The following is a 15639-nucleotide window of genomic DNA, read 5'->3' on the forward strand; positions in this document are numbered from 1 at the left end:
ATCCCGTGGCTGGCGACGGCGCTGTCCACGACAACGCTCGTAAGTGCAGACCACGGGCGAGGACACCGGGTTTCGCAGCGCCACTGCGCTGCCGACGGCAGGCGCCGCCCTAGGGGGCGCCGAGTCGCTTGCGGCGGGCTGCCGTCAGGCCCTGCCGGACCTTGGCATAACCTTGCCAGGGATCGTCCTTGAGCCCTTCGAGCCGTTGCAGCAGGGTGTCGAAGCGCCACTGGTCGCTTCGCTCCAGCGCAGCCAGCTCGCCGCGGGCTACGGGTACGGAAACACCCAGCTGCGGACGGGCGCGCAGGGAGAAGGCGCTAACCGTGGTGGCGCCATGGCGGTTGCGCAGGTAGTCGACGAAGATCCGCCCCTGGCGATTCTGGGCACCCATCTTGGCGGCGAACAGCTTGGGCAGGGTGTTGGCCAGGTGCTGGGCCGCCGCCTGGGCGAAGGCCTTGACGGTGTCCCAGTCCTGGCGGCGATCCAGCGGTACTACCAAGTGCAGGCCACGGCCGCCGCTGGTCTTGACGAAGGCCTGCAGGTCCAGTTCGTCGAGCAGGGTGAGCGTGAGTTCCGCCGCCTCCACCATGCGCGACCAGGGCAGGGCGGGATCGGGGTCGAGATCGAGGATGAAACGATCAGGACGCTCGATGCGGTCGGCGGTGGCGTTCCAGGTGTGCAATTCCACGGTACCCATCTGGGCCGCGCCGATGAGGGCGTCGCGACTGTCGATGACCATCAGCGGCGCATGGCCGGGATCCAGCGCCGGGTCGAGTTCGCGGATGTGGGGGATGGCCAGGGTCTGCTTGTGCTTTTGGAATATCTGCTCGCCCGCGATGCCTTCCGGGGTACGCACCAGGGCCACCGGCCGATCGGCAAGGTGCGGCAGGATCCAATCGGCGACGGCCGCGTAATAGCCCGCCACATCGAGCTTGCGCGCGCCGCTGGCCGCGTCTATCACCCGCTCCGGATGACTGATGCGGACGCCGGCCACCTCGGCGTCTCTTTGCTTGCTACTAGGTCTACGCGTGGCGGTAGCGCTGGACGCCTCGGCTGCCTGGGCCGGCTGCGCCTGTTCCAGGCCGATCTCCTGGCCCGGCTTGTCTTCGCGCAGGCCGTGGAAGACGCCCTGGCGCACGATGCGATCCTGGGTCATCTCGGCATAGGCGATCTCGCACAGCTGCTCGGGCCTGAGCCAGGTCACCTGGCGGTAGGCCGCGCCCTTTGGCGGATCCACCACCGGTGGCTGGTCGCTGATCAGCGGCTGGAAGCGCTCGTGCAGCTGCTTGAGCTGCGCCGCGGTGAAGCCGGTGCCGACCTTGCCGGCGTAATGCAGCTGGCCTTGGTCATCATGTAACGCCACCAGCAGGGCGCCCAGGTGCTGGCGGCCACCCTTGGGCGGGGTGTAGCCGACGATGATGAATTCCTGGCGATGGGCGCACTTGAGCTTGATCCAGTCCTTGCTGCGCCGGGAGCGATAGGGACTGCCGAGGCGCTTGCCGATCACCCCTTCCAGGCCGAGTTCGCAGGCGCTGGCGAGGATGTGGTCGGCCGGCACCTCGAAGGCCGCGGAGAAGCGCAGCAGGTCACTGTCGTTACGTTCTTCCAGGAGTTTGCCCAGCAGCTCGCGACGCTGCTCGACCGGGACGTCGCGCAGATCCGCGCCATTGAGGTAGGGCAGGTCGAAGAGGTAATAGGTGATTCGCGTGGCCTTGCCGGTTTCGAAGGCGTTCTGCAAGGCCTGGAAGCTCGACACGCCCCGGGCGTCGTTCACCACGATCTCGCCATCCAGCCAGGCGTTGTCCAGGCCGAGAGCCGCCAGGGCCGCGGCCTGTTCCGGCAGGCGCGCGGTCCAGTCGTTGCCGCTGCGGGTGAAGAGGCGGACTTCGTCGCCGTCCAGCCGGGCGAGCAGGCGATAGCCGTCGTATTTCACCTCGTAGAGCCAGTCGCCGGCGGGAGGGCCATCGACCAGGGTCGCCAACTCGACGTCCAGGGTCTCGGGCAGCTTGGCCTTGCGTGCCTTGGCGCTGCTCTTGGACGCCGGCGCCTTGGCTGCCTTGGCTGCCTTGGCTGTGGCCGGGGTCTTGGCCTTGGCAGAGGCCAGGCGGGGCAGGGTCTTGTCGCTCAGCACGCTGTCGGGTTCGGCCGCGGTCACCTCGTAGTCCGCGGTATCCCGGGCCGCGTCGTCGCGCTCCTTGATCAGCAGCCACTGGGGCTTGTCGCTGTGGCCTTGCAGCCGGGTACGCACCAGGGTCCAGTGGCCGCGCAGCTTTTCGCCCCGCAGTTCGAACTTGAGCTTGCCGGCGGCATAGCCTGCCGCCGGGTCGCCGTCGGCCTGCCACTCGCCGCGGTCCCAGACAATGACGTCGCCCGCACCGTATTGGCCCTCGGGAATGTTGCCCTCGAAGCTGCCGTAGGCGAGCGGGTGATCCTCCACCTGCACCGCCAGGCGTTTCTCCCCGGGGTCGAGGCTGGGGCCCTTGGGCACCGCCCAGCTCTTGAGGGTGCCTTCCAGTTCCAGGCGGAAGTCGTAGTGCAGGCGGCGGGCGTCGTGCTTCTGGATGACGAAGCCCAGGGCGCCCTTGGCCTTACGCGTGCGCGGACGGTCGTCGTCGCGGGGCTCGGCGGTGATGGCGAAGTTGCGTTTCCGGTTGTACTCGCTGGTCGAGCTGGCCATGGCGGCGCTCCTCACTTGGCCTTACGGGTGCGACTGGAACTCGCGCTGCGCCGGCGACTGGCGCCCTTGCTCTTGGGCGGCTCCGGCTCCTTATCCTTGCGCTTGCCGCCGAGACTGCGCCGCAGCAGCTCGGTGAGGTCGATGACCTCCGCACCGCTGTCTTCGTCCGCGGTTTCCTCGGCGACGGCTTCGAGCTTACCGTCCTTGAGCTTGCGTTCGACCAGGGCCATGACATTGTCCTTGAAGGTGTCGTGGTACTGGCTTGGGTCCCATTGCTCGGTCATGTCCTCGACCAGGCGCTGCGCCATGTCCACTTCCTTCTTGGTAACCTTGGCGTCCAGGCCTTCCAGCCCCACGTCTTCGGCGGAGCGCACCTCGTCGGCCCAGCGCAGGGTGTTCATCACCAGGGCGTCGCCCAGCGGCATGATCACCGCCAGGTGCTGCTTGGTATGCATGACCACGTTGGCCACGCCGACCTTGCCGGCGGCGCTCAGGGTGTCGCGCAGCAGCGCATAGACCTTCTCGCCGTTCTTGTCCGGCGCCAGGTAGTAGGGTTTTTCGAAATGCAGGATGGAAATCTCCCGTGCCTCGACGAAGGTCAGGATATCGATGGTGCGCGTGGCCTCGGGCAGCGCGTTGTGGATCTCCTCGTCGCTGAGCACCACGTACTGGCCCTTGCCATGTTCGACGCCCTTGACGATGTGCTCGCTGGGCACTTCCTTGCCGGTGGTCTTGTTGATGCGCTTGTAGCCCACCGGATCCAGGCTGCGGTCGTCCAGCCAATCGAAGTCGATGACCGACTGCCGGGTCGCCGAGACGACCGAGACGGGGATGTGCACCAGGCCGAAGCTGACGGCGCCTTTCCAGATCGAGCGGGGCATGGGCGTTCTCCAGGAGGGGTGTCCCCTATGGATAGGCCGGCGATCCACGGGGTTCCGCCCCGGGGAACCCCGCTCCGTTGTTGGGTTCTACCCCCGAACGACGATTTTGCCGCCGCAGGCGCAGGGTAGAGGGGAAGAGGCGTGGACAGTGTCGATCAAGAAGTTTTGCGCACGACGGTGGCCTGGCGTCAGGCGGGACACCGGGTGAGCCTGTTCACCGTGGTCCAGACCTGGGGCAGCTCGCCACGGCCGCCGGGTGCCATGCTGGCGCTGCGCGGCGACGGCCAGGTCTGCGGCTCCGTGTCCGGCGGCTGCATCGAGGACGACCTGATCGCCCGGCTGCACGCCGGCCAATTCGCGGGCGAGCGCCCCGAGGTGATCACCTATGGCGTCTCCGGCGACGAAGCCGCCCGGTTCGGCTTGCCTTGCGGGGGTACCCTGCGCCTGGTGCAGGAGCGGGTGGACGACTGGCAGTGGGTGGCGCTGTTGCTGGAACGGTGCGAGAGCCATGAGCTGGCGCTGCGCGAGCTGGACCTGGCCACCGGCCGGGTGCGGATCTCGCCGGCGACCCAGGACCAGCCCGTCAGCCTGGACGAGCAGTGCCTGCGCCTGGTGCATGGCCCGCGTTGGCGCCTGTTGCTGATCGGTGCCGGGCAGCTGTCGCTGTATGTCGCCGACATGGCGGCCATGCTCGACTTCGAGGTGCTGGTCTGCGATCCCCGCGAGGAATTCCGCCAGGACTGGGCGAACCGCCCGGCGCGCTTCATTCCCGGCATGCCGGACGATGCCGTGCTGGCGATCCGCCCGGACGAGCGCACCGCCGTGGTGGCCCTGACCCATGACCCGCGGCTGGACGACCTGGCCCTGCTGACCGCGCTGCAATCCGCTGCCTTCTATGTCGGTGCCTTGGGTTCGCTGCGCAACAACGACAAGCGCCGCGAGCGGCTGCTGCAGCTGGACGTGCCGGTGGCGGCCATCAATCGCCTGCACGGACCCATCGGCCTGCACATCGGCAGCCATACGCCGCCGGAAATTGCCCTGTCCTTGCTGGCCGAAGTGGTGGCGGTAAAGAACGGCATCGCCCTGACCCAGAAGAAGCGGGCCCTGGTGGCCGTGGAGCAGGTCGCCTGAGGGTGGCACCGGTACAGATCCTCATCCTGGCGGCCGGTGCCGGTCGCCGGTTCCGCGCGGCGGGTGGGGGCGACAAGTTGCAGGCGGCACTCCCGGGCTGTTCCGACCTCGGTGTCTTGCAGGCGACCTTTCGCCTCTGGCGCGGTCTCGGGTTGCCTTGCCTGGCGGTGGTCTCCAGTGATTTCCCCTGGCGCGCGGAATTGGCGCGCCGGGAAGGGCTGCCGGTCCTGAGCCTGCCCACGACCGGCATTGGCGACAGCCTGGCCGCCGCGGTACGGGCGACGTCTAGTGCCGCGGGGTGGTTGGTGGCCCTGGGGGACATGCCGTTCGTGCAGCCCGCCACGGCGCAGCTGTTGCTGGAGCACTACCAGGCCGAGCGCATCGTCGTGCCGATGCACGCCGGCCGGCGCGGCCATCCCGTGCTCTTTGGTCGGAATTTTGCCGCTGCGCTGGGTGACCTGGGTGGCGACGAGGGAGCGAAACGGCTGCTGCGCGAGGCGCCGGTGCTAGAGCTGGAGGTCGCCGACGCTGGCATCCAGCTCGACATCGACACCCCGGCCGACCTGGAGAAAACCGCTGCGACGGGGCGAGAACTTCCCCAATTCACCGCTCTTCCAAGGGGGGTGAAAGCTGTGTGGTGGAAGACGTCCATGAACCTCATCGAATCCATGCTGGACTATCTCAAGGCCCAGGAACTGCAATTGACCACGGCGGAATCCTGTACCGCCGGCAAGGTCGTGGGGCTGCTGTCCGAAGTGCAGGGCAGCGGCAGCTGCATCGAATCCGGTTACGTCGTCTACTCCCCGGAAGCCAAGCAGCGCCTGCTGGGGGTGAAGGCGGAGACCATCGAGCGCTACAACCTCACCAGCGAGGAAGTCGCGCGGGAGATGGCTGCCGGAGCCTTGCGCGACAGCCCGGCCCAGGTCGCCATCGCCAACACCGGCTTGGCCGGGCCGGGAGGTGCCGACGGTATCCCCCAGGGCACCGTCTGTTTCGCCTGGGGCTATCGGGTGGCCGACGACATCGTGCTCTATGCTGAAACCCGACACTTTTCCGGTGACCGCGAAGCCGTCCAGCTGGCGGCGGCCCGGCACAGCCTGGCAGGCGTGGTCCCCTACCATCAACGTCTTGAACGCGAACGCGAGGAGAACGCCCGATGACCGACGTCCAGCAGCGCGAGATCATCCAGGCCCTGCAGGTGCCCGAGCATTTCGACCCGGCCGCGGAGGCTGAACGTCGGATCCAGTTCCTCAAGGATTACCTGCTCGGCAGTCGCCAGGAGAGCTACGTCCTCGGCATCAGCGGCGGAGTGGATTCGTCCACCGCCGGCCGCCTGGCACAGCTCGCGGTGGAGCGGGCGCGGGAGGAGAGCGGCAATGCCCGGCTGAGATTCATCGCCATGCGCCTGCCCTATGGCGTGCAGCGGGACGAAGAGGACGCCCAGCGGGCGTTGCAATTCATCCAGCCCGACGAGACCCATACCGTCAATGTGAAGCCGGCCAGCGACGCCATGCTCGCCTCGGTACGCGAGGCCAAGGTGGCCTTCGACGACGAGCTGCACGAGGACTTCACCCTGGGAAACATCAAGGCGCGTCAGCGCATGATCGCCCAGTACGCCGTGGCGGGAGCCCGGCGCGGCCTGGTGATAGGTACCGACCATGCCGCCGAGGCGCTGATGGGCTTCTATACCAAGTTCGGCGACGGTGCCTGCGATCTCACCCCCCTGCATGGCCTCAACAAGAGACGGGTGCGAGCCGTGGCCGAGTGGCTGGGCGCGCCGGATGCGCTGGTGCACAAGGTACCCACCGCCGACCTCGAATCCCTGTCTCCCGGCAAGGCCGATGAAGATGCCTTTGGCATCACCTACGCCGAGATCGACGACTTCCTGGAAGGCAAGCCGGTGAACCCGGCAACGCTGGAGATCATCCTCAACACCTATCGCCGCAGCGCGCACAAGCGCGATCTTCCCTATACGCCTTAGCGATATAAAACAGTAGCTTAGGATTATTAGGTAAGGTTATTTATAAAATAAAAAGGCGATGAGGGAGGAGCGGTGAGCCGCTCTTGAGACTTGGGATGAGGTTCCAAGTCTCACGGGCGAGCGTGTGATAAACAACTTTAGATATCTATTATAAATAATTGAAAATAAACGAATAAGATTCGATTTGGCGTGGCGCTGTCGGTTGCTTGGCGGCTGAACTTTTGCGCAGCGGCAGCGTTCAGACTCTTTCAGACAGACCCGCACGAGCGACGCCGGTAGCGGTGCGGCCGGGGCGATCCGAGAGGGTTCGAACGGCCAGGTTTCCGGGTCCAGGCCAAGGCTTCGGACCCGTCAGCCAGACCACCCCCGGCGGTACGCCAGGCAGTAGCGGGTTCAAGACCAAGGTCGTAGCGCTCGGGCGCTGCGGCCTTTCACGCGTCTCAAGATGGAGTCAGGCTCGATGTCGAACACCGATCTCCCCGGTTCGTTTTCCACGCTTTCCCTCGATCCCGCCACTGCCGCCCAGACGCCGCGCATCGCCATCGAGGCGGTGACCCCGGCTGTCGACAATGGCCAGTTCGCCGCCAAGGGCATCGCTGGCCGGGCCGTCGAAGTCACCGCCAAGATCTTCGCCGATGGCCACGACAAGTTGGCCGCGGCCATCCTCTGGCGCCAGGAAGGTGATGAGAACTGGCAACAGGTGCCGCTGCTGCTGGAAACCAATGACCTCTGGCGCGGCCGCTTCACGCCGCCGGTGGTGGGCCGCTATGAATTCGTGGTCCAGGCCTGGTGGGATGTCTGGGGTACCTACAGGTACGAGATCGAGAAGAAGTACGCCGCGGGCGTACCGCTGCATCTGGAATTGCAGGAAGGTCGCATACACGTTGAACAGGCGCTGTCCCGCGCCGAAGGCGAGCAGCGTGGTCCGCTGGAGGCGCTGCTGCAGCGCCTGGACCAGGCGAGCAGCGAGGGTGACAAGGTCGCCGTGCTACTGGCGGCCGACGCGAGCCAGGCCATGGCGCCGGCGGATGCCTACGAGCACCTCACCCATAGCATCGAATACCCGCTGGACATTGAACGGCTGCGCGCCGAATTCGCCAGCTGGTACGAACTCTTCCCACGGTCCATCACCGACGATCCCCAGCGCCACGGGACCTTCCGCAACGTGATCGGCGAGTTGCCGCGCGTACGCGACATGGGCTTCGACGTGCTCTACTTCCCGCCGATCCACCCGATCGGCCTGGCGCATCGCAAGGGCAAGAACAACACCCTGGGCGCAGGCGCCGACCAACCGGGCAGCCCCTATGCCATCGGCAGCCCCGAGGGTGGCCACGATGCCGTGCACCCCGAGCTGGGAACCCTGGAAGACTTCCGCGCCCTGGTGGCAGCGGCCGCCGACCACGGCCTGGAGATCGCCCTGGACTTCGCCATCCAATGCTCGCCCGATCATCCCTGGCTCAGCGAGCACCCGGGCTGGTTCTCCTGGCGTCCGGACGGCTCCATGCGCTATGCCGAAAATCCGCCGAAGAAGTACCAGGACATCGTCAACGTCGACTTCTACGCCAAGGACGCCGTGCCGGACCTCTGGCTGGCGCTGCGCGACGTGGTCTGGCATTGGGTGGAGCAGGGTGTGAAGATCTTCCGCGTCGACAATCCCCACACCAAGCCGCTGCCCTTCTGGGAATGGCTGATCGCGGACATCCGCGGGCGCGATGCCGACGTCATGTTCCTTGCCGAGGCCTTCACCAAGCCGGCGATGATGGCGCGCCTGGGCAAGGTCGGCTACAGCCAGAGCTACACCTACTTCACCTGGCGCAATACCAAGGCCGAGCTGACCGAGTACTTCACCCAGCTCAACGAGGCGCCCCTGCGTGATTGCTATCGGCCGAACTTCTTCGTCAACACCCCGGATATCAACCCGACCTTTCTGCAGACCAGCGGCCGCCCGGGCTTCCTGATCCGTGCCGCGCTGGCCACCATGGGCTCCGGCCTCTGGGGCATGTACGCCGGCTTCGAACTCTGCGAGGGCGCGCCCCTCACCCCCGGCAAGGAAGAGTATCTGGACTCGGAGAAGTACGAGCTGCGGCCGCGCGACTTCTATGCGCCGGGCAACATCATGGGCGAGATCGCCCAGCTGAACCGTATCCGCCGCCAGAATCCGGCGCTGCAGACCCATCTGGGCCTGGAGTTCTACAACTGCTGGAACGACCAGATCCTGTACTTCGGCAAGCGTACCGACGACCTGGGCAACTTCATCCTGGTCGCCATCAACCTCGATCCCTTCAATGCCCAGGAAGGCCATTTCGAGCTGCCCCTGTGGGAGCTCGGCCTCGAGGATCACGCCACCACCCATGGTGAGGACCTGATGACCGGCCACCGCTGGGCCTGGCACGGCAAGACCCAGTGGACCCGCCTGGAACCCTCGATGCCCTTCGGCATCTGGCGCATCCAGCCGGCCCACTGACGCTATCTGCAGAGCGGCCGCGCCTGGGCGGGAGGGGACAGCCTTTCCCGCCCAGATGCGAGACCCGTCACCACCACCGGGCGGCATGGACGACCGGTATACGTCTCCGATTCAGACGCCCTGTTAAGGACCCGACGACATGGCAAAACCCAACAAAGCTCGTTCCCGCAAGCCCGCTGCCTTCATCGACGATCCCCTGTGGTACAAGGATGCGGTCATCTACCAGGTGCACGTGAAGTCGTTCTTCGACTCCAACAACGATGGCATCGGTGACTTCCCCGGCCTGATCGACAAGCTGGACTACATCGCCAGCCTGGGCGTGAACACCATCTGGCTGCTGCCGTTCTATCCCTCGCCGCGTCGCGACGACGGCTACGACATCGCCGAATACCGGGGTATCCACCCCGACTACGGCACCATGGCCGACGCCAAGCGCTTCATCGCCGAAGCCCATGCCCGTGGCCTGCGGGTGATCACCGAGCTGGTCATCAACCACACCTCCGACCAGCACCCCTGGTTCCAGCGTGCCCGCCGCGCCAAGAAGGGCTCGGCCGCGCGCAACTTCTACGTCTGGTCCGATGACGACCAGAAATACGATGGCACCCGCATCATCTTCCTCGATACCGAGAAGTCCAACTGGACCTGGGACCCGGTGGCCGGCCAGTACTTCTGGCACCGCTTCTATTCGCACCAGCCGGACCTGAATTTCGACAATCCCCAGGTGATGAAGGCGGTGATCTCCATCATGAGGTACTGGCTGGACATGGGCGTCGATGGCCTGCGCCTGGACGCCATTCCCTACCTGGTGGAACGCGACGGCACCAACAACGAGAACCTGCCCGAGACCCACGCGGTGCTCAAGGAGATCCGTGCCGAGATCGACGCCAACTATCCCGACCGCATGCTGCTGGCCGAGGCCAACCAGTGGCCGGAAGACACCCAGCTGTACTTCGGCGATGGCGACGAGTGCCACATGGCCTTCCACTTCCCGCTGATGCCGCGCATGTACATGGCCATCGCCCAGGAAGACCGCTTCCCCATCACCGACATCCTGCGCCAGACCCCGGAGATCCCGGCCAACTGCCAGTGGTCGATCTTCCTGCGCAACCACGACGAACTGACCCTGGAGATGGTGACCGACCGCGAGCGGGACTATCTCTGGAACTATTACGCCTCGGATCGCCGCGCGCGCATCAACCTGGGCATCCGCCGCCGCCTGGCGCCCCTGCTGGAGCGCGACCGCCGTCGGATCGAACTGCTCAACAGCCTGCTGCTGTCGATGCCCGGTACGCCGACGATGTATTACGGCGACGAAATCGGCATGGGCGACAACATCCACCTGGGCGACCGCGATGGCGTGCGCACCCCGATGCAATGGTCGGTCGACCGCAACGGCGGCTTCTCCCGCGCCGACCCAGCCAGCCTGGTGCTGCCGTCGATCATGGATCCGCTCTATGGCTACCAGGCGATCAACGTCGAGGCCCAGTCCCGCGATCCGCATTCGCTGCTCAACTGGACCCGGCGCATGCTGGCCGTGCGCAAGCAGCAGAAGGCCTTCGGCCGCGGCACCCTGAAGATGCTGTCGCCCACCAACAGACGCATCCTGGCCTACCTGCGCGACTTCACCAACGCCCAGGGCGAGCACGAGACCATTCTCTGCGTGGCCAACGTGTCGCGTGCCGCCCAGGCGGTGGAACTGGACCTATCCAGCTTCGCCGGCCAGGTGCCGGTGGAGATGATCGGTGGCAGCGCCTTCCCGCCCATCGGCCAACTGCCCTACATGCTGACCCTGCCGCCCTATGGCTTCTATTGGTTCTTCCTGGCCGGCAACGAGCAGATGCCCGCCTGGCACACCGAGCCGCCGGCGCCCATGCCCGACTACCAGACGGTGGTCATCAAGCGCCACCTGCAGGAACTGCTGGAGGGCGAGCCGCGCCGCATCTTCGAAGAGGTGCTGCCGGTCTACCTGCCCAAGCGTCGCTGGTTCGGTTCCAAGGACGAAGCCATCACCAGCGTGCGCCTGGACTATGCGGCCCAGATCAACACGCCCAAGCTGCCGGTGATGTTCAGCGAAGTGGTGGTGACCAATGCCAAGGGCGAAGAGCGCTATGCGCTGCCCCTGGGCTTCCTTGCCGAGGAAGATCAGCACTGCAGTCCGCTGGCCACCCAGCTGGCGCTGTCGCGCATCCGCCACGTGCGGCGCGTGGGCCTGGTGACCGATGCCTTCGCCCTGACCAGCTTCGTGCATGGCGTGTTCGACGCCTTCCGCAAGGGCGCCAGGATCGCTTCGCCTTCCGGCGAGCTGAGCTTCGAGGTCTACGACCAGCCCGAGGACTTCGCGCTGGATCCGGACATCGAGATCAAGCACCTGGGCGTCGAGCAGTCCAACAGCTCGTTGATCGTCGGCGATCACCTGATGCTCAAGCTGATCCGCAAGGTGGCGCCGGGGATCCATCCGGAAGTGGAAATGGGTCGTTACCTGGCTCAGGCCGGGTTCGCCAACATCGCCGCAACCCATGCCGTGGCCCAGCGCATCGGCGCGGATGGCACACCGCACGTGCTGATGCTGGTCCAGCAGCACATTCACAACCAGGGCGATGCCTGGACCTGGAGTCTGGACGGACTGGATCGCGTCACCCGTGACCTGCTCAGCGGCGGCATTTCCGCCGTGGAGAACGAGTTCACCGCCATGGGCGATCTGGCGGCCTTCGCCGGCGTGCTGGGCAAGCGCCTTGGCGAGATGCACCTGGTGCTGGCACAGCCCACCGAAGACGCGGCCTTCGCGCCCGAAACCGTGGACGCCCAGGCGGCCAAGGACCTGGCGCATCGCGTTCGCCTCCAGGTGGACGGTGCCCTGGACACCCTGCAAGGCCTGAGCGACAAGCTCGACGCCACTGGCAAGGAGCTGCTGCAGGGCCTGGTCGGCAAGCGCGAGGCCCTGGCCAAGCGCATCGAGGCCCTGGCCGCGGATGTCGAAGGCGGTCTGCGCATCCGTGTGCACGGCGACCTGCACCTGGGCCAGGTGCTGGTCGCCCAGGACGACGCCATCCTCATCGACTTCGAAGGCGAGCCGGCGCGGTCGCTGGAAGAGCGCCGTGGCAAGTACGGTCCGCACAAGGACGTCGCCGGGGTGCTGCGGTCCTTCGACTACGCGGCGGCCATGGTCACCCAGTCGAGCAACGCCGGCGCGGATACCTCGGAAGAGCACCTGCAACTGCGTGCCAAGGCGGCAGAGACCTATCGCAATGCCTCCTATGCCGCCTTCCTGGAAGGCTATCGCGCCGCGGCGGCCGGTATCGGCCACCAGTGGGGCGAGCGCGGCGAGCAGGCGGCGCTGGATCTCTACAGCCTGGAGAAGGCGGTCTATGAGATAGGCTATGAGGCTGCCAATCGACCCACCTGGATCAACATCCCGCTACGTGGCCTCGCTGCCATCGTCGAGACCCTCTTGTCTGGAGCCCGCGCATGACCGATCACACCCCAGCCGCCGTCGCCCCGCTGGACGACGCCCGGCTATCCGCCGCCGAGGCCGAGTCGCTGGCCCGCGGCGAGCACGGTAATCCCTTCGCCATCCTCGGTCCCCACCCGGACGGCGAGGGCCTGATCGTCCGCGCCTTCCTGCCCAGCGCCCTGGGGGTCGAACTGGTCGATCGCGTCAGCGGTCGGCCGCTGGCCCAGATGCAGCCCGGGCGGGTGCCCGGGCTGTTCATCGCGCGGCTGGACTATGCCGCGCCCTACAAGCTGGTGATCCGCTGGCCCAGCGGCGTGCAGGAAACCGAGGATCCCTATTCCTTCGGCCTGCTGCTGGGGGAGACCGACCTCTACCTGTTCAACGAAGGCCGCCATCGCAACCTCGGCGAGACCTTCGGCGCCCAGCGCTGCCAGGTGGACGGTGTGGACGGCGTGCGCTTCGCCGTCTGGGCCCCCAATGCCCGCCGGGTCTCGGTGGTGGGCGACTTCAACAGCTGGGACGGGCGCCGCCTGCCCATGCGCCTACGCGCCAATAGCGGTGTCTGGGAGCTGTTCGTGCCGCGCCTGCCGGTTGGCACCTCTTACAAGTACGAGATCCTCGGCCAGCATGGCGTGCTGCCGCTCAAGGCCGATCCCATCGCCCTGGCGGCGGAATTGCCGCCGCGTACCGCCTCGGTGGTGGCCGACAACAAACCTTTCAGCTGGCACGACCAGGAATGGATGGCCCGCCGCCGCGAGCGGCAGGGCGTGGAAGCGCCCATTTCGGTCTATGAGCTGCATGCCGGCTCCTGGCGCCGCGAGGGCGGGGACGAGGGGCGGCTGTACAACTGGCGCGAACTGGCCGAGCACCTGATTCCCTACGTCCACGAGATGGGCTTCACCCATATCGAGCTGTTGCCGATCATGGAGCATCCTTTCAGTGGCTCCTGGGGCTACCAGCCGCTGGGGCAATTCGCGCCGACCTCGCGCTTTGGCACCCCGGCCGACTTCGCCGCCTTCGTTGACGCCTGCCACCAGGCCGACATCGGCGTGATCCTCGACTGGGTACCGGCGCATTTCCCAACCGACGAACACGGCCTGGCGCGCTTCGACGGCACCGCGCTCTACGAATACGAGCACCCCTTCGAGGGCTTCCACCAGGACTGGAACACCTATATCTACAACCTGGGGCGCCACGAGGTCCATGGCTTCATGCTGGCGTCGGCCATGCACTGGCTGAAGCACTTCCACATCGACGGCCTGCGCGTCGATGCGGTGGCATCCATGCTCTACCGCGACTATTCGCGCAAGCATGGCGAATGGATCCCCAACATCCACGGCGGCCGCGAGAACCTCGAGACCATCGCCTTCCTGCGCCACCTCAACGAGGTGGTCCACGAGGAGGCGCCGGGTGCCCTGGTGATCGCCGAGGAGTCCACCTCCTGGCCGGGCGTCAGTGCGCCGGTCAGCGAAGGCGGCCTGGGCTTCGACTTCAAATGGAACATGGGCTGGATGAACGACACCCTCCACTACGTGGAAGAAGACCCGGTGTATCGCCAGTACCACCACCACCAGATGACCTTCGGCCTGGTGTACGCCTGGTCCGAACGCTTCGTGCTGCCCATCTCCCATGACGAGGTGGTGCATGGCAAGGGCTCCCTGATCGAAAAGATGCCGGGCGACGTCTGGCAGAAGTTCGCCAACCTGCGCAACTACCTCAGCTTCATGTGGACCCACCCGGGCAAGAAGCTACTGTTCATGGGTTGCGAGATCGGCCAGTGGCGTGAATGGAGCCATGACCGCGAGCTGGACTGGTTCCTGCTCGAGCACGGCACCCACCGCGGCGTGCAACTGTTGCTGGCGGACCTCAACCGCCTGTACCGCCACGAGCCCGCCTTGCACGAGCGTGACCACCTGCCCGAGGGCTTCGACTGGGTGGTGGGCGACGACAACGGCAACAGCGTCTTCGCCTGGTTGCGCCGCGATGCCCAGCAGCGGCCCCTGCTGGTGGTCGCCAACTTCACCCCGGTGCCCCGTCAGGGCTATCGCCTGGGCGTGCCCGCGCTGGGTCACTGGAAGGAAATCTTCAACAGCGATGCCGAGCGCTATGGCGGCTCGAACCTGGGCAATGGCGGTGGCGTGACCGCCGAGGAGATCGCCGCCCACGGCCAGCCGGCCTCCGTCAGCCTGACCCTGCCGCCGCTCGGCTTGCTGGTCTTCAAGCCACAGGACTGAGCCGCAAGGTTCAGGGCGGCGGCCGACCGCTGACAAGCATCGCCGGTTTAGGCGATGCTTGTCGGGCCGCTGGTCACCGAGAACGCCATGATCGACCTCGCCGAATGGAATCTGACGCTACCTGTGCCCGAGCCCGCGGCCCAGGTACAGACCGCCCAACTCAACAGCAACGCCTTCCGCAGCCCCTATCTATCACGGGGCGAGGGCGGCTCGCTGCTGTTCTGGGTGCCCGTGACCGGCACCCCGCAGCCTGCCGATGAGTTTCCCGCCACCGAGCTGCGCGAGACGCGCCCAGACGGCAGCGCCTATTCCTGGAAATACCGCGAGGCCGATGCCCTGCTGCAGGCCGAGGTGGCGGTGCAGCAGGTGCCCTCGCGACCCGAGGTCATCATCAGCCAGATCGAGGATCAGCCCCAGGTAGCCACTGGCTCCCAGGCGCTGCTGCAGCTGGTCTACCGGGTCGAGAGCGTGACCGATGGCAAGGGCGAAACGCCCCAGGGCACGCTGCTCGCCCGGCTGCGGGAGAGCCCCAGCGACAGCCCCAAGGACGTGACCCTGCTGGAGCGCCTGCCGCTCAATAGTCGCTTCAGCTACGACATCAAGCTGGCGCGCACGGGCGTCCTGACCGTGCGCGCCCATGGGTCAGGTTCCCGTACTAGCGACCTGGGCCTGCAACTGGACAGTGCCTGGAGCAGCCACCACCTCTACTTCAAGGCGGGCGCGCGACTGCGGGATGGGGAAGGGCCCACCAGCGAAGGGGGGCGGGTGCTGTTCTATCGGCTGATCTCCATGCACCAGCCGAACAACCGTTGACCGTCTG

Annotated in this window: 9 protein-coding genes; 7 read left to right on the forward strand and 2 right to left on the reverse strand. The window is 66.4% G+C overall.

What is annotated here, in order from left to right:
• Positions 1-109: 109 nt before the first annotated feature.
• Both ligD and FSV73_RS00170 read right to left on the reverse strand, forming a co-directional pair.
• Positions 110-2677: a DNA ligase D gene (gene ligD, locus FSV73_RS00165; protein ID WP_145002218.1), complete on the reverse strand. Its 2568-nt coding sequence runs from the start codon at positions 2675-2677 to the stop codon at positions 110-112.
• Positions 2678-2688: 11 nt separating this feature from the next.
• A complete protein-coding gene (locus FSV73_RS00170) occupies positions 2689-3558 on the reverse strand; it encodes a Ku protein (RefSeq protein ID WP_145002220.1) in 870 nt (289 codons plus the stop codon).
• A 141-nt stretch (positions 3559-3699) separates the two neighbouring features.
• Here FSV73_RS00170 and FSV73_RS00175 point away from each other — a divergent pair, with 141 nt between their 5' ends.
• The 7 genes from FSV73_RS00175 (at position 3700) to FSV73_RS00205 (ending at position 15632) form a co-directional block, all read left to right on the forward strand.
• Positions 3700-4689, forward strand: coding sequence for an XdhC family protein (locus FSV73_RS00175; RefSeq protein ID WP_145002222.1), 990 nt, complete (start codon positions 3700-3702; stop codon positions 4687-4689).
• 2 nt (positions 4690-4691) lie between these two features.
• Complete coding sequence (locus FSV73_RS25910; RefSeq protein ID WP_145002224.1) at positions 4692-5849, forward strand: nicotinamide-nucleotide amidohydrolase family protein; 1158 nt, start codon at positions 4692-4694, stop codon at positions 5847-5849.
• A complete protein-coding gene (gene nadE, locus FSV73_RS00185; RefSeq protein ID WP_145002226.1) occupies positions 5846-6670 on the forward strand; it encodes an ammonia-dependent NAD(+) synthetase in 825 nt (274 codons plus the stop codon). The genes FSV73_RS25910 and nadE overlap by 4 nt, the downstream gene beginning before the upstream one ends.
• Positions 6671-7130: 460 nt before the next feature.
• Positions 7131-9134: an alpha-1,4-glucan--maltose-1-phosphate maltosyltransferase gene (locus FSV73_RS00190; protein ID WP_145002228.1), complete on the forward strand. Its 2004-nt coding sequence runs from the start codon at positions 7131-7133 to the stop codon at positions 9132-9134.
• Between the two features lie 139 nt (positions 9135-9273).
• On the forward strand, positions 9274-12603 hold the full coding sequence (gene treS, locus FSV73_RS00195; RefSeq protein WP_145002230.1) for a maltose alpha-D-glucosyltransferase: 3330 nt from the start codon (positions 9274-9276) through the stop codon (positions 12601-12603).
• Positions 12600-14819 carry a 1,4-alpha-glucan branching protein GlgB gene (gene glgB, locus FSV73_RS00200; protein ID WP_145002232.1) on the forward strand — a complete coding sequence of 740 codons (2220 nt, stop codon included), beginning with the start codon at positions 12600-12602 and terminating at the stop codon, positions 14817-14819. The genes treS and glgB overlap by 4 nt, the downstream gene beginning before the upstream one ends.
• Before the next feature lie 54 nt (positions 14820-14873).
• The gene (locus FSV73_RS00205; protein ID WP_260855999.1) at positions 14874-15632 is read left to right on the forward strand and encodes a polysaccharide lyase family 7 protein; all 759 of its coding nucleotides are present in this window, start codon (positions 14874-14876) and stop codon (positions 15630-15632) included.
• Positions 15633-15639 lie beyond the last annotated feature (7 nt).

The organism is Pseudomonas oryzihabitans (assembly GCF_007665395.1).
In the GTDB taxonomy this organism is placed as follows: domain Bacteria; phylum Pseudomonadota; class Gammaproteobacteria; order Pseudomonadales; family Pseudomonadaceae; genus Chryseomonas; species Chryseomonas psychrotolerans_C.